The sequence below is a fragment of the Halarchaeum acidiphilum MH1-52-1 genome (assembly GCF_000474235.1).
In the GTDB taxonomy this organism is placed as follows: Archaea; Halobacteriota; Halobacteria; order Halobacteriales; family Halobacteriaceae; genus Halarchaeum; species Halarchaeum acidiphilum.
On the sequence record NZ_BATA01000001.1, the window covers coordinates 23,375 to 41,351 of the forward strand.

Consider the following 17,977-nt stretch of genomic DNA (forward strand, 5'->3'; position numbering starts at 1 on the left):
TCGGGTATCTACTGTATAAGGATGTATTATATCCAATTCCTCGTCAAATATCGGCTCAAAACCGTCCGCACGTAGTGCGTTTCAGTTGTCAGTATCGCCGCTCTCGGCGTGAAATCCCGGGCCCGCGCCGGCTACTCCAGCGCCGCCGCGATGTCCTCCGCGAAGTAGGTGATGATCAGATCGGCGCCCGCGCGCTTGATCGAGAGCACCGACTCGTACGCGCTCTCGGTGACGTCCAACCACCCCATCTCGCCGGCCGCCTGCAGCATCGCGTACTCGCCCGAGACGTTGTACGCCGCCACGGGGTGGTCGAACTCCCGGCGGACGTCCGCCACGACGTCGAGGTACGGGAGCGCCGGCTTCACCATCAGCACGTCCGCGCCCTCCTCGGCGTCGCGCGCGGCCATCCGCATCGCCTCGCGCCGGTTGGCCGGGTCCATCTGGTAGTGGCGCCGGTCGCCGAACGCCGGCGCGCCGTCCGCCGCGTCGCGGAACGGTCCGTAGAACGCCGAGGCGTACTTCACCGCGTACGCCATCACCGGCACGTTCTCGTGGCCCGCGTCGTCGAGCGCCTCCCGAATCGCGCCCACCTGCCCGTCCGACATCGCGGACGGCGCGACCATGTCCGCGCCCGCCTCGACGTGCGAGACCGCCGTCCGCGCGAGCAGGTCGAGCGTCTCGTCGTTCTTCACCGTCAGTCCGTCGCCGTCGCCATCGTGGGCGCCCCCTTCCCAGCGCTCCCTCGCCTCGCTCGCGAGGACCCCGCAGTGGCCGTGGTCCGTGTACTCACAGAGACAGACGTCGGTGATCACGTACGCGTCCGTCTCCGCGCTGATCCGCCGAACCGCCTCCTGCACGACGCCGTCCTGTGCCCACGCGCGCGACCCGCGCTCGTCCTTCGACTCGGGGATCCCGAAGACGAGAACGGCCTCGACGCCCGTCGCCAGCACCTCCTCGACGCGCGCCACCGCCTCCGAGATCGGCACGCGCTCGTGTCCCGGCATCGACTCGATGGGCACGCGCTCCTCGGTCGTCGCGTCCACGAATATGGGCGCGACGAGGTCGCTCGCGTCCAGACTCGTCTCACTCACCAGCCCGCGCACACCGTCCCCGCGGAGCCGTCGCGGGCGTCGCGTCAAGTCCATACGGGTACGTGGGCCGCCGCCCGCTTATCGTTCCCGGAGGCGTCACGGCGTAGCAGAGAGACCACTGCGCAACGCAGACGGCGTGAACCTCTGCGATCAAAACGGGCTCTTGGATCATCCCGAGAACCGGCCTCGAACAGCGCAGGTGGGGTCACCCCACCACAGCGGGTTCTATATCCCGACATGGGATTTATGTCGGTTCGGCTGGCGGACAACTATTTCCGTGACAGTCGCACACACTGACGCGATGACGGCCATCGCACTCGATGCGACCGGCGACTGGGGTGAGGAACTCCTCCACGCGTACTACGCGGCGCGTCAGGGCAAGAAGCGCCGCCTCCGGCCGGACGAGAAGTGGAGCGAACCCGAGGCGACGCCCGGGTTCCAGCTGGGGCTCGAGTACCTCGGCGAGCGCCCCTACGTCGAGGCCGTCGTCCCCGACGACCTCGGCGCGTGCCTCGATGGCTACGATGAAACGGTCTCCGGCGACACGCTCGCCGCCCTCGTCGACGACCTCCGCGACGCGGCCCCCGACGAGCGAGCGTTCGACGTCGAGACGGGCCCGGTCGCCGTCTGCGAGTTCGCCGCGGAGAACGGCCTCGCCGTGGAACTTCGCGACTGACCATGAACGCTCCGACGGTGCCAAGCGCCGCTCGCCCGTCGTCACCCTGAAGACGTAACGCGTTTCTCCCTTCTCTCAGTTCGTGTAGTCGTGACCGCCACCGACACCGGACGGCGCACGCAATTCCTCGCGCTCCACCTCGTTCGTTTCGCGGGGCGTTTCGGGTTCTCGGCGCTCGTCGTCCTCCTCCCCTACTACGTCAACCGCCTCGACGCATCGGGCTTGACGACCGGTCTCTTCTACACGGGATTCACCGCCGCGCAGCTCGTCGCCGTCGTTCCGATCGCGTGGGCCGGCGACCGCTACGACAAACGTCTCGTCCTCCTCGGAGCGCTCGGCTTCGGGGGGGTCGTCTACGCGCTGTTCACGCTCGTCGAGACGCCCGCCGCGCTCGTCGGTATCCGCGCTCTCCAAGGGATCGTCGTCGTCGCCGTCAGCCTCCTCACGCTCGCGTTCGTCGGCGAGCTCGCGACGCCGGAGACGCGCGCGAACGAGATCGGCAAGTCCAACGCGGCGCGCTTCGCCGCCGCCATCGCCGGCAGCATCGCCGTCGGGCTTCTCTATCCCGTGGTCGGCTTCGCGCCGATCTTCTGGATCCTCGTCGCGTTCTACGCCGTCACCTTCCTCGCGGTCGTCTTCGTCCTTCAGTCCGACACCACGACGATTCGCGGCTTCCCGTTCTCCGGGCTGGCGTTCAACGAACGCATCCGCACGCTCAGCGTCTTCCGCGCCCAGTACGCCGTCGCCGTCACCCTCGTCCGCACGTGGGTTCCGCTGTTCGCGGGCGTCGTCGCCGCGCGCGGCGGTCTCGGAATGGTCACGCTCGCCGTCAGCCTCGTCGTCGTCGCCGAGAAGCTCATGAACCTCGTCCTCCAGCCAGCCATCGGATCGCTCTCCGATCGCTACGGTCGCGCGCTCTTCGTCTTCATCGGGGGAGGCTTCTACGGCGTCGTCGCGCTCGCGATCCCGTTCACGCCCGCGATCGGCACCGCACTCTCCCTCCCCGAGACCATCCCCGGCGTCGGCTACGTCTCGGCCGCCTTCCTCCCGCTCCTCGCTCTCAACGCCCTCCTCGGCGTCACCGAAGCCTTCCGCGAACCCGCGAGCATGGCGCTGTTCGCCGATGAGGGCAGTAGCGACGAGACCAGCGGCGTGGCCGCAAGCTTCGGCGTCCGAGACCTCGTCTGGCGTCCCGGCAGTCTCCTCGCGCCCATCGTCGGCGGCTGGCTCATGGGATCCGTCGGAATGGACTGGGTGTTCTACCTCGGGGGACTCGCCGCGCTCGTCGGCGTCACCTCGTTCCTCCTCGTCCTCGTGCGCGCCCACGGACGCGGCGCCCTCACCGAGTGGTGAGCGACAACGCGGCCGCGGCGACGATCCCGGCCGCGACGCAGAGAACGGCGTAATCCCGCCACTCGAACGCGAGCGCGGGCGGGGTCGGATTCCACGAGAGGCAGCGTGCCCGGAGCGCGAGCGCGAGCGCGTCCGCGCGACGAAACGCCCGCGCGAGCGCCCCGATCGCGAGATGCGCCACGCGCCGATCGACGCGGCGCTCGTCGCCCAACCGGACCCACGACGCCGCGCGGAGCCGTCGCAGGTCGGACTGGAGGAGCGGGAGGAACCGGAAGACGAGCGAGACGCCGAGCGCGCAGTAGCGCCCGACGGTCCCGGGGAGGAGCCACGCGACCGCCGCCCGCGAGTCCCGCGGCGGCGTCGTGTGGACGTACGCGGCCGCGAGCGCGAGGAGGAGGAGCGTCCGATAGACCGAGAGCAGGGGATCGATCGCCGCCGCGGGATCGACCCACGGCGGGCCGAGTCGGAGCGCACCGAGGAGCGGCGCGACGAGGAGGAAGGGGAGAACGCCGCGGTACTCCGCGAGCGCCGCCGGCACCGACAGTCCGCAGCCGCGGAGCGCGAGCAGGCAGACGACGGTGAGCGCGAGCAGCCACCGGGGCGTCGCGTGTGCGAGCGCGACCGCCGCGACGACGGCCTGCACCGCCAGTTTCGTTCGCGGATCGAGGCGGTGGCCGAGGGTATCCCCCGGCTCGTGGCTCAACACGGCCGCTCAACCGGGAGACCGTCCAGTCGCTCGATAGCGTTCGCGGGGGTGTCGTCCACGACGATCGATCCGTCGGCGAGCACGACCAGACGATCCGCCGGCGCCAGCACGTCGCGGAGGTCGTGCGTCACGACGACGACGCTCGTCCCCGACGCGTCGAGCGCGCGAAGCCTGTCCAGCACGCTCTCGCGGGCGGGCGCGTCCAGCCCCGTGAACGGCTCGTCGAGCACGAGGTGGTCGGGACGCATCGCCAGCGCCGCCGCGATCGCGACGCGCTCGCGTTCCCCACCGGAGAGCGCGTCGATGCGCGCCGCCGTCCGCCCGTCGAGGTTCACCGCCGCGAGGGCATCCGTCACGCGCGCCTCGATCTCCTCGCGCGACAGGCCGAGGTTCTCCGGGCCGAACGCGACGTCCTCGCCGACCGTCGGCGCGACGAACCCGTCGCGGGGTTCCTGAAACACCATCCCGACCGCCGTCCGCGCGGCGACGAGGTCCGCGTCCACCCGCGTACCGTTCACCCGCACCGCGCCCGCGTCGGGTTCGAGCAGCCCGTTCCAGTGGCGCACGAGCGTCGTCTTCCCCGATCCGTTCGCGCCCGCGATGACGACGAACTCGCCGTCGTCGATGGTCAGAGACACGCCGTCGAGTGCCGTCGCCTCGCCGTACCGGTGGACGAGGCCGTCCGTCTCGATCACGCGCTACGCCGCCCGCAGTCGGTCGCTACGCGCGGCGAGCGCCGCGACGACGCCCTTCAGGATCTCGCCGGGGACGAACGGCACGGCGGCGGCCAGCACCGCGGCGCCGAGTCCCACGCCCGCGAAGACGGCGTACCCGACCGTCCCGAACGCGTAGATCACGACGGTCGCGCCCCCGAGTCCCGCCGCGAGGCGCCACAGCGGGATCTCGCCCGTCGGCGTCAGCCCGTCGCGGCCGTGCGCGACGTACCCGAGCAACCCCGCCGCGAACGGATACGACCAGAGGTAGCCCCCCCACGGACTGAACAGTTGGCCGACGCCGCTCGCGCCGTACGCGTACACCGGCGCGCCGACCGCGCCCGCGACGACGTAGAGCGCGAGCGACGCGAATCCCCACGTCGGCCCGAGGAAGACCCCGGCGAGGAAGACGCCGAGCACCTGTAAGGTGTAGGGGACCGGCGAGACCGGTAGCTGGAAGCTCACGTACGACAGCACGCCCGTCAGCGCCGCGAACAGCGCCGCCCGGACGACGTTCGCCACCGCCTCGTCGGCGACGAGAGCGACTCCCTCGGTGTCCGTGCTCATGTACCCACCACAGTCGTCAACCACCATGAAGACTAGTGGTTTACGACAGTGTCACGGTACCCGACAAGCCTATATCCGTCTAGGGGGAAGCTCCGTCGATATGGACGAGAAGACCCGCGAACTCCGCGATATCTTCGTCGACGTCACCGAGGGGGAGACCGTGACCGAGACGCAGGAGGAAGGCCACGGGTCGCTCGCCACCGACACCGAGATCGACGACCGGCTCCGCGATGCCGTCGCGGCCATGCGCGAGCGCCTCGACTTCCGCACCGACCTCGACGACGAGGCGCTCGCCCGGATCGTCCGGGGGGTCTACGCCGGCGACGACGACGCCGCGCTCGCCGCCGATCTCGGCGTCGATGAGGGCGACGTGACCGAGGCCCGCCGCGACCTCCACCTCGTACAGCCCGACGTCGAGGATCCCTCGCTCGACCTCGACGCCCTCCGGCGCGCCATCGAGACCGGCGACCCGAGCGAGGAGGAACTCGTAGACGAACTCGGAAGCGATCCCGCGACGGTCCGCGAATACCGGCGCGTCGCCCGGATCCAAGAGGAGATCCGGCGCGTCAACGACCGCTACCGCGCCGAGTTCGAGAACGTCATTCAGGACCGCGAGCTCGCTGAGCGCCTCACCACCGCCGCCCGCGAGGACGGTCTCGACGAGGCGACGGAAGGACAGGAGACGAACACCAACCTCTAGCAAGCCCTTTTCGGGCGCTCCGTGAGCGCACGAACGCATCGTGCGGTCAGGGGACCGCACCGCGACCAAACTATCCCGTCCCACATCCCCCCGCAACCGACCGATCACCGCACCGCCACCATACGACTCCCGCTCCCGCCCCGTCCACCGTCCGCGACTTCTTGACCCATCGCGGCGCCACCGTGGTGCGTGTCCGACCTCGTCGCCTTCTCCGACCTCGCGTCGGCCGCGTACTGCCCGCGACAGCTCTACTACCGGCGGAAGGAGGGCGCACGCGACCTCCCGGCGTCCGTCGCGCGCGTCCGCGAACTCGCGGATCGGTATCCGACGCTCGTCGAGGCGAGCGACGCCGCACTCAAGAATACCGTGCCCGTCGAACCGGCGACGTATCGCGCCCGCCTCGGCGCCGTCCTGACGCGCTATCCGGGTCTCGCGACGCCCGAGGAGACGGACGTCCTCCTCACCGGGAAGGACTGCCGGGGGCGGGTGGCGAAGGTCGTCTCGCCGCTCGCGCCGACGATCGTCTCGCCGGGCGACCCCCCGGAGCGGGGCGTGTGGGAGCCGCAAAAAGTGCGGGCGGTCGCGGCCGCGAAGGCGCTCGCGTGGCGCGAGCGCGCCCCCGTCGAGTACGCGTACGTCGAGTACCCGCGCCACGGCGTCGTCCGCGAGGTGGCGATCACGACGCGCGCGAAGGCGACGTATCGGCGCGTACTGCGGACGGTGCGGGGAATGGACGGCCCGCCGTCGCGTCTCAACGACGGGGCCAAGTGCGGCGCGTGCGACTACCGCGATCGGTGCGGCGTCCGCACGCGCTCGCTCTCCTCGCTCCTCTGAACGGCAGCCTCAGCGCTCGTCCAGCCACTCCGCGATGGCGGCGGCGTTCGCGCCCTCGCGGAGGATCTCGTCGTTCGCGACGTCGACGACGGTGCTCTCGACGCCGCCGGTCTCGCCGCCGTCGAGGACGACCGCAACGTCATCGAGGAAGCCGGGGTCGAGGTCGGCGGCGCGACGGACGCTCCCCGTGCCGCTCACGTTCGCCGACGTCGCGGTGACGGGCGCGACGCGCTCCAAGAGAGCGAGCGCGACCTCGTGGTCGGGAACGCGGACGCCGACGCGCTCGCGCCCGCCCGTGAGAGCGTCCGGGACGGCGTCGCGCTTCTCGCAGACGACCGTGACGGGACCGGGGAGGAACGCGCGCATGAACGCCCGCTCGCGCTCGCCGGCGACGACGTAGTCGCTCGCCGTCTCGACGTCCGGGACGCCGAGGCTCATCGGCTTCGAGCGCTCGCGTCCCTTCGCGGCGTAGGCGCGTTCGATCGCCTCGGAGTCGAGCGCGTCCGCGCCGAGACCGTAGACGGTCTCCGTCGGGTAGACGACGAGGTCGCCGTCGCGGATCGCGTCGGCCGCCGCGTCCAGTCGGGGATCTGCGACGTTCACAGGTCCGCGACGGCCGCCTCGATCGCGTCGTAGTCCGGGAAGTCCGGCCACTCCTGTGCCGTCCACGCGTACGCGACCGTCCGGTCGGATTCGAGCAGGAAGACGGAGGGCCGGGGTTCGGAGACACCGGTCATCCCGTCGAGATCGTGGCTGATCCCGTACTCCTCGGCGACACCGTTCTGCGGATCGCTGAAGAGGCGATAGCCGGCCTCGTCGAGACCGCGCTCCTCGATCGCCGTCGCGTGCTCGTACGGCGTGGAGATCGAGCAGCCGACGACCTGCACGTCGAGGTCGCGCTCGACGAGTTCCTGCCACACGTACGTCGTCGGGAACGCGCCGTCCATCGGGTGGAAGACGAGGAGAACCGGTCCCTCCGCGCAGAGATCGGAGAGCGCGGCGTCCTCCCAGAACTCGCCGTTCACGAGCGGGCGCGTGAAGTCGGGCGCCGTCTCGCCGATCGCGGGGTGGTCGGCCTCGGGGAGCCGTGAGACATCGAAATCGGGCATCACTCGCTCACCTCCGCGCCCTCGCCGTACGTCGTTTCGAGGTAGCGCACGACGTTCGCGGACTCGGCCATCGCGACGCCGGTGTTCTCGTCGACGATCGCGGGGACGGTCCGCGCGCCGACGAGGCGCTTGACGACGTCGCGCTCCGAGTGCATCGGCTCGACGAAGCGGGAGTGGTAGTCGAGACCGAGGTCGTTCAGCACGCGCACGACGCGCTCGCAGTAGGGACACGCCTGCAAGCGGTACAGGGTGATGGCCGCATCCTGACTCTCCGGGTTCGGTGGGGCGCTCGTCGCGCTCATACTCGACATATCGGTCGAATACGGGGTAAACGCTTCGCCCGCGGCGGGAGCGTGCAGAAACGCTTAATCCCCGCCGGCCGGAACCCACAGTACCAGAATGGGCGCACCCGACCTCCTGCTCGCGACGGCGCCGGCAGCACTGCGGCTCGATCGGCCGACGATAACGGCGCTCGGGGTGGTGGCGCTCGTCGTGCTGATGGGGCTTTCGGCGTTCTTCTCCTCCTCGGAACTCGCGTTGTTCTCGCTCGCCCGCCATCGCATCGAATCGCTCGCGGACGAGGGCGTCCCCGGCGCGGAGGCGGTCGCGGAGCTGAAGGCCGACCCCCACCGCCTCCTCATCACGATCCTCGTCGGGAACAACCTCGTGAACATCGCGATGTCCTCCATCGGTACCGCCCTCTTCGGTCTCTACCTCTCGCAGGGGCAGGCCGTCGTCGCCGCGACCATCGGGATCACCACGCTCGTGCTCCTCTTCGGCGAGAGCGCGCCGAAGTCGTACGCCGTCGAGAACACCGCGTCGTGGTCGCTCCGCATCGCCCGCCCGCTCCAGATCACGGAGCGCATCCTCTTTCCGCTGATCGTCCTCTTCGATCACCTCACCCGCGTCGTGAACCGCCTCACGGGTGGTGGCGCGGCCATCGAGTCCTCCTACGTCTCGCGCGACGAGATTCAGGAGATGATCCGCACGGGCGAGCGCGAGGGCGTCATCGAGGAGGACGAACGCGAGATGCTCCAGCGCATCTTCCGGTTCAACAACACGATCGCGAAGGAGGTGATGACGCCGCGCCTCGACGTCGACGCGGTCTCGACCGACGCCACGATCGAGGAGGCCATCGAGACCTGCGTGCAGTCCGGACACGAACTCCTCCCGGTCTACGAGGGGAGCCTCGACAACGTCGTCGGCGTCGTCAGCCTCCGCGACCTCATCCGCCAGCACCAGTACGGCGAGCGCGACGGCGTCGACCTCGACGACCTGATGGAGCCGACGCTCCACGTGCCCGAGTCGAAGAACGTGGACGAACTCCTCCAAGAGATGCAAGAGGAGCGCGTCGGTCTCGTCGTCGTCCTCGACGAGTTCGGCACGACGGAGGGGCTCATCACGACCGAGGACCTCATCGAGGAGATCGTCGGCGAGATCCTCGAGGGCGAGGAGGAGCGCCCGCTCACGTTCATCGACGAGAACACCGTCGTCGTCCGCGGCGAGGTGAACGTGGACGAGGTGAACGAGGCGCTCGGCATCGAGCTTCCCGAGGGCGAGGAGTTCGAGACCATCGCGGGCTTCATCTTCAACCGCGCGGGGCGGCTCGTCGAGGTCGGCGAGACGTTCCGCTACGAGAACGTCGAACTGCGCGTCGAACAGGTCGAGAACACCCGGATCATGAAGGCGCGCGTGACGAAGCGCGACGGGAGCGAGACGGCGAACGCGGACGTGGCGGACGACGCCGAGTCGCTCGACGCCTAGGCGAGGCGTTCGACGGCGCTGAAGACGGCGTAGCTGGCACCGAACGCGATCGCGAGCGAACCCGCCCACGCGGCGACGGTCTTCACCATCTTCTCGCGGCTGACGCCGCCGCCGGCGCTCCCGGCCGCGTAGCCGCCGCCGACGATAGCGGAGACGATTATCTCGTTGAAGGAGACGGGAACGCCGAAGAAGACGGCGGCCTGCGCGATCGCGAAGCTGGGAATGAGCGCCGCGATCGAGCGGCGCGGCCCGAGGCTGGAGTAGTCCTGCGCGAGCGCCTTGATCATCCGCGGCGCGCCCGTCCACGACCCGACGAGCAGGCCGAGACCGCCGCCGACGAGGACGTACGTCGTGGGCACGCTGTCGCCGACGAGCGGGAGGAGCGGCCCGACCGCCAGACCGACTTGACTGCCGCCCGCGGAGAACGCGACGAGACCGCCGAGCGCGAGGAGGAAGTGGCGATTGCCCGCCTCGCCGTGTTCGACGACGTCCCAGCGGACGACGGCGGCGACGGCGAGCGCGAGGGCGACGGTGGCCCCGCCGACGGCGAGCGCGTGGGGAAGGTCGGGCAGCGCCGTCGCGACCGTCGCGGCGATCGACTGGCCGATTCCGGGCGGTCCGAGGAGGACGAACTTCACGTTCGCGACGAGCGCGCCGACGACGGCGGCGAGCGCGGGCACGAGCAGTGCGTCGCGGTCGATCTCGCGCAGGCCGTACGCGGTGGCGAAGGACGCGAATCCGCCGACGAACGGGACGAGCACCCAGAGCGTCGCGATCTGCGTGTACTTATCCCACGCCGGCGCGCCACCCATGGCGAGACCGGTGCCGACGACGGCGCCCGTGACGGTGAACGCCGTCGCGATCGGATAGCCGGTGAAGACGCCGATCGCGACGAGCGTCGCCGCGGTGAGGAGGGCGACGATGACCGCCACGGAGGAGAGGGTCGCGCCCGCGACGAGCCCGCGTCCGACAGCCTGCGAGACGTTCGCGCCCTGCAGGACCGCGCCGAGGAAGCCCAGTAAGCCGACGTAGAAGCCCGCGCGCATCACGGGAATCGCGTTCGCGCCGACGGCGGGAGCGAACGGCGTCGATCCGCTCGATCCGGCCCCGATCGTCCACGCCATGAACATGCTGGCGAGCGCGGCGACGAGGAGGGTCGCGGCGGCGGCGACGGTGACCATTCGTCTGTCCCACCACAGGGGGCGCCGAGAAAGACCTATCGGATCAGTTCGTTGAGGGCTTCGACTCGCCGCCGGTCGACGGCGCCTCGACGCCCTCGGCGGCCGCGGCGGCGTCCGTCTCCTTCTCCGTGTCGACGTGCCAGCGCTCGACGTCGTCCTCGTACTCGTGGAGGACGTTCCGGACATCGTCGCGTCGGTCGTCGTCGTTCACCCGGACCTCGAAGACGAACGTGTCGTCCTCGCCGCGCACGCGCCGGATGTTCGCGGAGATCAGATCGTTGTCGAAGTAGTAGGGTGCGACCTGCGTCATCACGCGCTTGTAGACGGTGTTCTCGACCCTCCGGAGGACGCGCCGACCGGCGGTGTCGGCGGCGCGCGCGACGTGGCCGATGGACTCACCCCACTTCTCGACGGCGCCCTCCGCGTCGTCGTCCTCCAGTTTCTCGTAGGACTCGCTGAGGCGCTCGCCGGCCGTCTGGAGGTCGTCGTCGACGTCCTCGCCGGCCCGCTCGCCCTCGCCCTCGCCGACGCTCGCCTGCGCGGCGGTCTTCTCGTTGACGTCCTCGCTGAGGCGCTCGTGGGTCTTCGGGCGCCAGTCGTCCCACTCCTCGTACGCCTCCCGGTAGGACCTGTCGGCGTCGACCTCCCGCAGCGCCGACGTGATGCGCTCGCCGTGTTCGACGACGTCGCCCCACGTCCCGCGCACGCGGAAGCCCGAGATGCTCTCGTCCATCGCTTACGTCGCTCGCTACGCCGTCATCGCCCTTACGTCTTCCCGGTGACCGGATGACACGCGTCTAGCGCCCGTAGGTGAACTCGCTCGCCCACGCGTTCAATCGCGCCTTGAGGCGCCCGAGCGCGACGACGTGCGCGGAGACGGCGCGCAGTTCGCCCTCGTCCACCTCGATGACGTCCTCGCCCGCGAAGGGGCTTCGGCCGTCCGTGAGATCGGCCGCGCTCGACATCGCGCACCGGCCGCAGGCCTCGACCGCGTCCTTCGCTCCCATACGCCACGCTTCGTGCGCCACCGACTTGGACCTTACGCGGCCGTTCGGGGCGCGACGCCGACGACCGTGGCCTTTTCTCCCTCGGACACGAGTACGTCCGTATGGGATATCACACGATCGACCCGGACGAACTCGATCCGACGCCCGAGCGGCCCTGCGATCAGCGCTCGATCACCGACGCGGCCGGTCTCGATAACTTCGCGCTCAACGTCTACACCGCTCGGCCCGGCGAATCCATCCCGCTGGCCTACCACGTCCACGAGGAGCAAGAGGAGGCATTCTACGTCCTCTCGGGCGACCTCCACGTCGAGACGCCGGAGGGGGAGTTCGTCGTCGGCGCGGGCGAGGCGTTCGTCGCCGAACCCCGGAGCCCGCACTTCGCGTCCGTCCCCGAGGACGCCGACGAACCGGTGCGAGCGGTCGCCGTCGGCGCGCCGAACGTCGACGACGTCTCGCCGTACGAGGCGGATGAGTGAGGGGGCGGACGGGACGGACGCCGTCGGAGCGGGTGCGAGCGAGACCGCCGCGCCCGCCGACGAGGCTCCGTCCCGCCCCGTCTGGGAGGACGACTACCTCGACGAGGTCGCAGCGCGCCTCCAGTACTCCTTCGACCTCGAACGCGACGTCACCGTCGAGGGCGAGACGTGGCCGCTTTACGGGCAGTTGAACCTCGAACGCGAGAAGTACTTCCTCCACCCGTCGATCTCGTACGGACGGCACGACTCCGACGAACACCTCTTCGCCCGGCGCGCCGCCGACCTCGACACCGACGACCTCGATTCCCTCGTCGAACGCGGCCACCGACTCGCGGACGAGCGGATCACGCCGAACGAGCGCCACTACAGCACGGAGTTCACGTTCGCGCTCGTCGTGCCCGAGATCGACGCGGCGGTCCGCGACTACGTCTCGGACTTTCGCGAGCGCACCCTCCTCAAGTACGGCTACTACGGCCACTACGAGGTGAACCTGATCGTCGTCGCGCCCGAGCGCGAGGCGTGCGTCGCGAGCGAGGAAGCGGACGTCGCGGACGCGTTCCGGACGTGGGACGCGCCGGCGACGCGCGATCGCGGGCTGTTCGGGCGGGTCGCGGACGCGATCTTCGGCTAGCGAGGCGGAGACGACGCGGGAAAACGGGGACTGGGCGCTACGTCACTCCTCGACGCCGCCGTCGGTCGCCGCGGGCCGCCGCCCGCGCGCTTCCTGCACGTTCCCGATGCCCTTGCGAAGCAAGAGGAGCGCGAGCACGATGAGGATCGTCCCGATGACGATCTGGAGGGCGAGCGACCACGCCGCACTGGAGGTGTGCCCGAGGATCAGCCCCTGATAGAGGTTCTGATAGTATTCGAGGTAGAGGAGCGCGCAGACGGTGACGACGCTCATGAGCGCCATCGGTACGCCGGTGCTGACGAGCTGTTTCTTCTCGTTCCGATTGGCGAGCCAGACGGTGCCGGTGAGGAGCGCGAGCGCCGCGAGCAGCTGATTCGCGCTGCCGAAGAGCTGCCAGAGCGGCGTCCACGTCCCGGAGGCGATGAGGACGTACGCGACGACGCACTGCCCGAAGCTGTTGACGTAGCGATTCGAGGCGACCTCTTGGGCCTGCGTCTCGGGCGTGCCGACGATCTCCTCGAAGAGATAGCGGCCGAGCCGGAGCGCGGTGTCCGTGGAGGTGAGCAGGAAGCTCACCATGACGAGGGCCATGAACGGCGCGCCGAAGGAGGCCGGGATGCCGAGGCTGCTGAGGAAGATGCCGCCGCCCTTCGCGAACTTCGGGAGGGCGAGGCCGACGCCGCCCGTCGCGTCGCTCGCGGTGACGCCGACGACGGCGACCGCGGAGAGCGAGAGCGTGGCGAGCAGCCCCTCGCCGAGCATGCCGCCGTAGCCGATGAGGCGGGCGTCCGTCTCCTTGTTGAGCTGCTTCGACGTCGTACCGGAGGAGACGAGCGAGTGGAAGCCGCTGATCGTTCCGCAGGCGATGGTGACGAACAGCATCGGGAACAGCGGGCTGAACACGCCGAGGGTCTGGTTCCCGCCGAAGGAGGTGAACGCCGGGATGTTCGTCACGAGCGGCTCGCTCGACGTCGCGAAGATCGTCCCGACGATGACGGCGATGAGCGCGCCGCCGACGCAGCGTAGAGCAGGAACGAGGAGAGGTAGTCGCGCGGCTGGAGGAGCGTCCAGACGGGGAGGACGCTCGCGATGAGCGAGTAGAGCAGCACGATGGGGATCCACTGCTGTTGAGTGAGTTGGATCGGGTATTTGAGCCCGACGAAGACGCTCACGAACGTCAGCGCGACGAAGACGACCGTCCCCGGGATGAAGGGGAGGTCGAGCTGGTAGAGATAGACGCCGAAGCAGAGCGCGAGCGCGATGTAGAGGATGCTCGCGGTCGCGGCGCTCGGGTACTTCTGGAAGACGAGACCGACGACGAACGCGAAGACGGCGACGACGAGGATGATGGTGAGGAAGGCGAACCAGAGCAGGAGGGTCTTCCCCTCCTCGCCCACGTACTCGCCGATGATGTAGCCGATCGAGCGCCCCTCGTGCTTGAGGCTCGCGCTCAGGGAGACGAAGTCGTGGACCGCGCCCATCAGGGGGTTCCCGATGGCGATCCAGAGGACTGCGGGGAGCCACCCCCAGAGGAGACCGGCGGTGATCGGCCCGACGATCGGGGCCCCACCGGCGATGCTCGAATAGTGATGCCCGAGGAGCACCGGCTTCTTCGCCGGCACGTACTCCTGTCCGTCCTCGTACTTGTGAGCCGGCGTCTCCGCGTCCTCGTCGAGACCCACGAACCGCGCGAGGTACTTCGAGTACGTGAGGTACCCGACGCTGAAGAGGATCAGGACGCCGACGACCAGCCAGAGTAACGCGACCATACCACCCGAGAAACACTCACGAATATATATAACTGTTTCTCGTGGGGATGGCCGCGTCTATCGATCGGGGGCGCCTCAGGGCGTCGCGGCGACGTCGATCGCGAGTTCGTCCGCCACCTCGCCGAGGACATCGCCCTTCACCTCGCCCGTCCGCGACGCGATGCGCGCCACGAGGGGGACGGGAATCGTCTCCTCCGTCTCCGCGATCCGCTCGCGCTCGCGGGCGCAGCGCTCTCGCAGGTAGCGCGCGCCCCGTCCGTTCTCGTCGTCGTCCGGTTCGGGCGTCACCTTGTTGACGACCAGCCCGCGGACGTCGAGGTCGTGCTCGCCGAGGTGCTCGACCGCGCGACGGGTCTCCGCGACGGAGAGGTCGTCCGGGTTCAACACGAGGTAGAACGACGACTCCTCGCGGAGGATCCGGCCCGCGAACTCGAATTTCTCCTCGCGCTCGCGCAGCCGGTGGATAATGGGGTCGTTCGCGGCCGTCTTACGGGGTTCGTCCGTCCCGATCGCCGCCTTCTCGTAGAGATCGAGGCTCTTCTCGCGCTTCTCGATGAGCCGATCCACCCAGTCGCCGAGGAACTCGGGGAGCGAGAGCAAGCGCAGGGTGTTGCCGGTCGGCGCGGTGTCGAAGACGACGCGGTCGTAGTCGTCGGCCTCCTCGCGCATCACACGGATCAGCCGGTCGAAGAGCGCGGCCTCGTACGCTCCCGGCGTCTCGTGGGCCATCTCGATCTGCTTGTCGATCTCGTTGACGACGACCTGACTCACCTGTTTTTCCATCTCGCGACGGATGTCCATCATGTGCGCCTCGACCTCGGCCTCGGGGTCGATCTCCATCGCCGAGAGACCGTCGCGGCCCTCGACGGACGTCGGATCGTCGTCGAAGGACTGCTCGAAGACGTCCGAGGTGCTGTGCGCGGGATCCGTCGAGACGATGAGCGTCTCCTCGCCGGCGTCCGCACACCGCAGCGCGTACGCCGCCGAGACGGTGGTCTTACCGACGCCGCCCTTCCCGCCGAAGAAGGTGAAGCGGGCCATCAGAAGTGGAAGTGGCCCTTCCAGTCGAGCACGCTCTCGCGGTCCCACATCCGGCGCTCCCACGACTCGAAGTCCCCCGCGAGGTACGGAAGGAGTTCGGCGGTGTAGTACGAGACGGGACTCGGGATCCCGAAGGCGTCCGCGAAGCACGCGAAGAAGAACGCGTCCTCCTGATCCATCGCCTCGTCCTCGATCTGCTCGAACGCCGGGTGCTCGATCATCCCGTGGTAGAGACCGTGGAGCACCTCCGCCGCCTGCTCACGCGCCCTCGCGAACTGCTCGTGGATCGTCACACCACACATGAGGGACCGTGAGGGTTTAACGTCTCCGACGCGCGTCGTCAGTCCCATCCGTCGCCGGATCGGTACATTCACCCCGCGCGCGACCCGTTTCACACGCATGCCCATCGAGGATCGAGACGACGCGCACGTCATCACGCACGCCCTCGCGAAGGACACGCTCTCGACGCTCCGGGACAGACACACCACGCAGGTCGCCTTCCGCAAGGGGCTCGTGAAACTCGGCCGCATCGCCGGCTACGAGGTCATCGACGGCGCGATGGAGACCGAGTTCGTCTCCATCGAGACGCCGCTCACCGAGACGACCGGCGAGCGCGTGAAGGGACTCGACGACGTCGTCATCATCAACGTCCTGCGCGCCGCGACACCGTTCGTCGAGGGTCTCCTGAAGGCCTTCCCGCGCGCGAAACAGGGCGTCATCTCCGCGGGCCGCGACGAGGAGGCCGGGATGAACGAGCGCGGCGAGTTCCCCATCACCGTCGACTACGTGAAGCTCCCCGACATCCACGAGGACGACACCGTCATCGTCGCCGACCCGATGCTCGCCACCGGCTCGACGATGTGCACCGTCCTCGAGGCCGTCCTCGACGACCAGCCGAATCCCGAGAACCTCTTCGTCCTCTCCGCCGTCTCCGCGCCCGACGGGCTGCTCCGCGTCAGCGACGAGTACCCCGAAGCCGACCTCCTCACCGTCTCCATCGACGACCACCTCGACGAGAACGGCTACATCATCCCCGGACTCGGCGACGCCGGCGATCGCGCCTTCCGCACCGACTGACCGTCCTCATCTTTCAGCTCGAGAACGGAACGCCGGTGGGACAGCCAACACGACCGACCAGCCGAAGCGTCTCCCGGAGACGGATCCTCTCAGCTAGTCGCAACCTCTGTTCGACCGTCAGTTTTCGAAGACGACGGGTGCATCCGGTTGCACCCTGAATCCTCCAGTCTCGCCCTGCTCGACGGGCGTCTCGCGCCCTTGCATCACAACGGTGACCTCCGGCAGGGAGTCCTCCGTCGGCGCGACGACGTACTGCGTCTGGTCGCCCTGGAAATATCGATCGACGACTTCACCCGTGAAATCCGGATCCACGTCAACGACGTCGATATCCTCGGGACGCACGGAAACCTCGACATCGTCGGCCGCCGCGTCGTAGTCGAAAGCGAACCCGTCCGCGCCGCCGACACGAACCACACCGTCCGTGACAACGCCGTCGAAGAGATTGGTGTCGCCGATGAAGTCCGCGACGAACGGAGTCGCCGGCTCACGGTAGATCTCCTCGGGAGGTCCGACCTGCTCGACGCGGCCGTCGTTCAGCACCGCCATCCGATCGGAGAGCGTCATCGCCACCTCCTGATCGTGAGTCACGTAGAAGAACGACCCCTCGACCTGCTCGTGGATCTCGCGAAGCTCCTTTTGCATCTGCTTTCGGAGCTTCCGGTCGAGGCTGGAAAGTGGCTCGTCGAAGAGGAGGACGCTCGGCTCGTTGACGAGCGCTCGGGCGAGCGCGACGCGTTGCTGCTGGCCGCCGGAGAGCGCCGTCGGCTTGCGGTCGTAGTAGCCCGCGAGGTCGACGAGCGCGAGATACTCCTCGGCCTTCTCGCGGCGCGCAGACCCGTCGACTCCCGCTTTCTTCAGTCCGTATTCGACGTTCTTCCCGACGCTCATGTGCGGGAAGAGCGAGAGGTGCTGGAACACGAGATTCGTATCGCGTTCGTTCGGCGGGACGTCATGCGCGTCGGCACCGTTCAGTCGGACGGTCCCCGACGTCGGTTGCTCGAATCCGGAGATCATCCGAAGCGTCGTCGTTTTCCCGCATCCGGAGGGACCGACGAGCGAGAAGAACTCGCCGCGCTTGATGTCGAAGCTAACACCGTCTACGGCCGTAACGTCGCCGTATTCCTTCCGGACATCGTCGAGTTCGACGAGGGACTGCGCGCCGTCTGTCATACTCCTCATATAGGCGGATACGTCGTATAAACCGTTTGGATACGACCGTCAGGGACTGCCCAATCAGCCGTCTATTCGCGTCACGAGTACGCGATTCCAGCGGCCATTCCCG

At 68.9% G+C, this 17,977-nt stretch carries 21 protein-coding genes and 1 pseudogene; 8 read left to right on the forward strand and 14 right to left on the reverse strand.

The features are described 5' to 3' along the window. Positions 1-131: 131 nt before the first annotated feature. Entirely contained in the window at positions 132-1,145 is a 1,014-nt protein-coding gene (hemB, locus tag AOZ13_RS00100; protein ID WP_020221240.1) for a porphobilinogen synthase, read from the reverse strand. Positions 1,146-1,392: 247 nt separating this feature from the next. Between hemB and AOZ13_RS00105 the strand changes: the two genes are divergently transcribed. Together AOZ13_RS00105 and AOZ13_RS00110 are read left to right on the forward strand one after the other, a co-directional pair. Beyond that, a complete protein-coding gene (locus AOZ13_RS00105) occupies positions 1,393-1,767 on the forward strand; it encodes a hypothetical protein (RefSeq protein WP_049933612.1) in 375 nt (124 codons plus the stop codon). A gap of 90 nt (positions 1,768-1,857) precedes the next feature. Beyond that, positions 1,858-3,120: an MFS transporter gene (locus tag AOZ13_RS00110; protein ID WP_021779484.1), complete on the forward strand. Its 1,263-nt coding sequence runs from the start codon at positions 1,858-1,860 to the stop codon at positions 3,118-3,120. On the opposite strand, the gene AOZ13_RS00115 is transcribed toward AOZ13_RS00110, so the two are convergent. From AOZ13_RS00115 to AOZ13_RS00125, 3 genes are read right to left on the reverse strand one after another with little or no spacing between them, the layout of a single operon-like run. Then, a complete protein-coding gene (locus AOZ13_RS00115; protein WP_049933614.1) occupies positions 3,107-3,826 on the reverse strand; it encodes an energy-coupling factor transporter transmembrane component T family protein in 720 nt (239 codons plus the stop codon). The genes AOZ13_RS00110 and AOZ13_RS00115 overlap by 14 nt on opposite strands. Then, on the reverse strand, positions 3,820-4,521 hold the full coding sequence (locus AOZ13_RS00120) for an energy-coupling factor ABC transporter ATP-binding protein (protein WP_020222510.1): 702 nt from the start codon (positions 4,519-4,521) through the stop codon (positions 3,820-3,822). Before AOZ13_RS00120 ends, AOZ13_RS00115 begins: the two co-directional genes overlap by 7 nt. 3 nt (positions 4,522-4,524) lie before the next feature. Continuing rightward, positions 4,525-5,106: a biotin transporter BioY gene (locus AOZ13_RS00125; protein WP_020222511.1), complete on the reverse strand. Its 582-nt coding sequence runs from the start codon at positions 5,104-5,106 to the stop codon at positions 4,525-4,527. Between the two features lie 100 nt (positions 5,107-5,206). Here AOZ13_RS00125 and AOZ13_RS00130 point away from each other — a divergent pair, with 100 nt between their 5' ends. Then, positions 5,207-5,806: a hypothetical protein gene (locus AOZ13_RS00130; protein ID WP_021779486.1), complete on the forward strand. Its 600-nt coding sequence runs from the start codon at positions 5,207-5,209 to the stop codon at positions 5,804-5,806. A 189-nt stretch (positions 5,807-5,995) separates the two neighbouring features. Continuing rightward, positions 5,996-6,640 carry a CRISPR-associated protein Cas4 gene (locus AOZ13_RS00135; protein ID WP_021779487.1) on the forward strand — a complete coding sequence of 215 codons (645 nt, stop codon included), beginning with the start codon at positions 5,996-5,998 and terminating at the stop codon, positions 6,638-6,640. A 9-nt stretch (positions 6,641-6,649) separates the two neighbouring features. Here the strand turns inward: AOZ13_RS00135 and AOZ13_RS00140 are convergent, their stop codons facing one another. The 3 genes from AOZ13_RS00140 to AOZ13_RS00150 are packed head-to-tail and all read right to left on the reverse strand — an operon-like array spanning position 6,650 to position 8,051. Continuing rightward, entirely contained in the window at positions 6,650-7,243 is a 594-nt protein-coding gene (locus AOZ13_RS00140) for an L-threonylcarbamoyladenylate synthase (protein ID WP_021779488.1), read from the reverse strand. After that, a complete protein-coding gene (locus tag AOZ13_RS00145; RefSeq protein WP_020222360.1) occupies positions 7,240-7,749 on the reverse strand; it encodes a redoxin domain-containing protein in 510 nt (169 codons plus the stop codon). Before AOZ13_RS00145 ends, AOZ13_RS00140 begins: the two co-directional genes overlap by 4 nt. Next, complete coding sequence (locus AOZ13_RS00150; RefSeq protein ID WP_044958149.1) at positions 7,749-8,051, reverse strand: glutathione S-transferase N-terminal domain-containing protein; 303 nt, start codon at positions 8,049-8,051, stop codon at positions 7,749-7,751. The genes AOZ13_RS00145 and AOZ13_RS00150 overlap by 1 nt, the downstream gene beginning before the upstream one ends. Positions 8,052-8,148: 97 nt before the next feature. On the opposite strand from AOZ13_RS00150, the gene AOZ13_RS00155 reads away from it, so the two are divergent. Then, entirely contained in the window at positions 8,149-9,513 is a 1,365-nt protein-coding gene (locus AOZ13_RS00155) for a hemolysin family protein (protein ID WP_020222358.1), read from the forward strand. Here AOZ13_RS00155 and AOZ13_RS00160 read toward each other — a convergent pair. The 3 genes from AOZ13_RS00160 to AOZ13_RS00170 all read right to left on the reverse strand — a co-directional run bounded on the left by AOZ13_RS00160 (position 9,510) and on the right by AOZ13_RS00170 (position 11,701). Continuing rightward, positions 9,510-10,694, reverse strand: coding sequence for an inorganic phosphate transporter (locus tag AOZ13_RS00160; protein ID WP_021779489.1), 1,185 nt, complete (start codon positions 10,692-10,694; stop codon positions 9,510-9,512). The genes AOZ13_RS00155 and AOZ13_RS00160 overlap by 4 nt on opposite strands. A gap of 43 nt (positions 10,695-10,737) precedes the next feature. Beyond that, a complete protein-coding gene (locus AOZ13_RS00165; protein WP_020220667.1) occupies positions 10,738-11,427 on the reverse strand; it encodes a DUF5828 family protein in 690 nt (229 codons plus the stop codon). 64 nt (positions 11,428-11,491) lie between these two features. Further along, positions 11,492-11,701, reverse strand: coding sequence for a hypothetical protein (locus tag AOZ13_RS00170; protein ID WP_020220666.1), 210 nt, complete (start codon positions 11,699-11,701; stop codon positions 11,492-11,494). A gap of 101 nt (positions 11,702-11,802) precedes the next feature. On the opposite strand from AOZ13_RS00170, the gene AOZ13_RS00175 reads away from it, so the two are divergent. After that, entirely contained in the window at positions 11,803-12,177 is a 375-nt protein-coding gene (locus tag AOZ13_RS00175; protein ID WP_020220665.1) for a cupin domain-containing protein, read from the forward strand. Continuing rightward, positions 12,170-12,808 (forward strand): hypothetical protein, encoded by a 639-nt coding sequence (locus AOZ13_RS00180; protein WP_020220664.1) that lies wholly within the window; start codon positions 12,170-12,172, stop codon positions 12,806-12,808. Before AOZ13_RS00175 ends, AOZ13_RS00180 begins: the two co-directional genes overlap by 8 nt. A gap of 42 nt (positions 12,809-12,850) precedes the next feature. On the opposite strand, the pseudogene AOZ13_RS00185 reads toward AOZ13_RS00180, so the two are convergent. From AOZ13_RS00185 to AOZ13_RS00195, 3 genes and pseudogenes are all read right to left on the reverse strand, one after another. Continuing rightward, positions 12,851-14,577 (reverse strand): annotated as a pseudogene (locus AOZ13_RS00185) (carbon starvation CstA family protein). A 75-nt stretch (positions 14,578-14,652) separates the two neighbouring features. Beyond that, on the reverse strand, positions 14,653-15,618 hold the full coding sequence (locus AOZ13_RS00190; protein WP_020220662.1) for an ArsA family ATPase: 966 nt from the start codon (positions 15,616-15,618) through the stop codon (positions 14,653-14,655). Then, the gene (locus AOZ13_RS00195) at positions 15,618-15,920 is read right to left on the reverse strand and encodes a hypothetical protein (RefSeq protein ID WP_199896990.1); all 303 of its coding nucleotides are present in this window, start codon (positions 15,918-15,920) and stop codon (positions 15,618-15,620) included. Before AOZ13_RS00195 ends, AOZ13_RS00190 begins: the two co-directional genes overlap by 1 nt. 97 nt (positions 15,921-16,017) lie before the next feature. Here AOZ13_RS00195 and upp point away from each other — a divergent pair, with 97 nt between their 5' ends. Beyond that, positions 16,018-16,695, forward strand: coding sequence for a uracil phosphoribosyltransferase (gene upp, locus AOZ13_RS00200; RefSeq protein WP_020220660.1), 678 nt, complete (start codon positions 16,018-16,020; stop codon positions 16,693-16,695). Between the two features lie 117 nt (positions 16,696-16,812). On the opposite strand, the gene AOZ13_RS00205 is transcribed toward upp, so the two are convergent. Beyond that, on the reverse strand, positions 16,813-17,865 hold the full coding sequence (locus tag AOZ13_RS00205; protein ID WP_020220659.1) for an ABC transporter ATP-binding protein: 1,053 nt from the start codon (positions 17,863-17,865) through the stop codon (positions 16,813-16,815). Positions 17,866-17,977 lie beyond the last annotated feature (112 nt).

Coding starts and splice junctions, on each gene's coding strand:
- AOZ13_RS00165 (WP_020220667.1), bottom strand. CDS start 11,427: ATGGACGAGAGCATCTCGGGCTTCCGCGTGCGCGGGACGTGGGGCGAC.
- hemB (WP_020221240.1), bottom strand. CDS start 1,145: ATGGACTTGACGCGACGCCCGCGACGGCTCCGCGGGGACGGTGTGCGC.
- AOZ13_RS00150 (WP_044958149.1), bottom strand. CDS start 8,051: ATGAGCGCGACGAGCGCCCCACCGAACCCGGAGAGTCAGGATGCGGCC.
- AOZ13_RS00205 (WP_020220659.1), bottom strand. CDS start 17,865: ATGACAGACGGCGCGCAGTCCCTCGTCGAACTCGACGATGTCCGGAAG.
- AOZ13_RS00195 (WP_199896990.1), bottom strand. CDS start 15,920: ATGTGTGGTGTGACGATCCACGAGCAGTTCGCGAGGGCGCGTGAGCAG.
- AOZ13_RS00160 (WP_021779489.1), bottom strand. CDS start 10,694: ATGGTCACCGTCGCCGCCGCCGCGACCCTCCTCGTCGCCGCGCTCGCC.
- AOZ13_RS00190 (WP_020220662.1), bottom strand. CDS start 15,618: ATGGCCCGCTTCACCTTCTTCGGCGGGAAGGGCGGCGTCGGTAAGACC.
- AOZ13_RS00175 (WP_020220665.1), top strand. CDS start 11,803: ATGGGATATCACACGATCGACCCGGACGAACTCGATCCGACGCCCGAG.
- AOZ13_RS00105 (WP_049933612.1), top strand. CDS start 1,393: ATGACGGCCATCGCACTCGATGCGACCGGCGACTGGGGTGAGGAACTC.
- AOZ13_RS00170 (WP_020220666.1), bottom strand. CDS start 11,701: ATGGGAGCGAAGGACGCGGTCGAGGCCTGCGGCCGGTGCGCGATGTCG.
- upp (WP_020220660.1), top strand. CDS start 16,018: ATGCCCATCGAGGATCGAGACGACGCGCACGTCATCACGCACGCCCTC.
- AOZ13_RS00130 (WP_021779486.1), top strand. CDS start 5,207: ATGGACGAGAAGACCCGCGAACTCCGCGATATCTTCGTCGACGTCACC.
- AOZ13_RS00125 (WP_020222511.1), bottom strand. CDS start 5,106: ATGAGCACGGACACCGAGGGAGTCGCTCTCGTCGCCGACGAGGCGGTG.
- AOZ13_RS00180 (WP_020220664.1), top strand. CDS start 12,170: ATGAGTGAGGGGGCGGACGGGACGGACGCCGTCGGAGCGGGTGCGAGC.
- AOZ13_RS00145 (WP_020222360.1), bottom strand. CDS start 7,749: ATGCCCGATTTCGATGTCTCACGGCTCCCCGAGGCCGACCACCCCGCG.
- AOZ13_RS00155 (WP_020222358.1), top strand. CDS start 8,149: ATGGGCGCACCCGACCTCCTGCTCGCGACGGCGCCGGCAGCACTGCGG.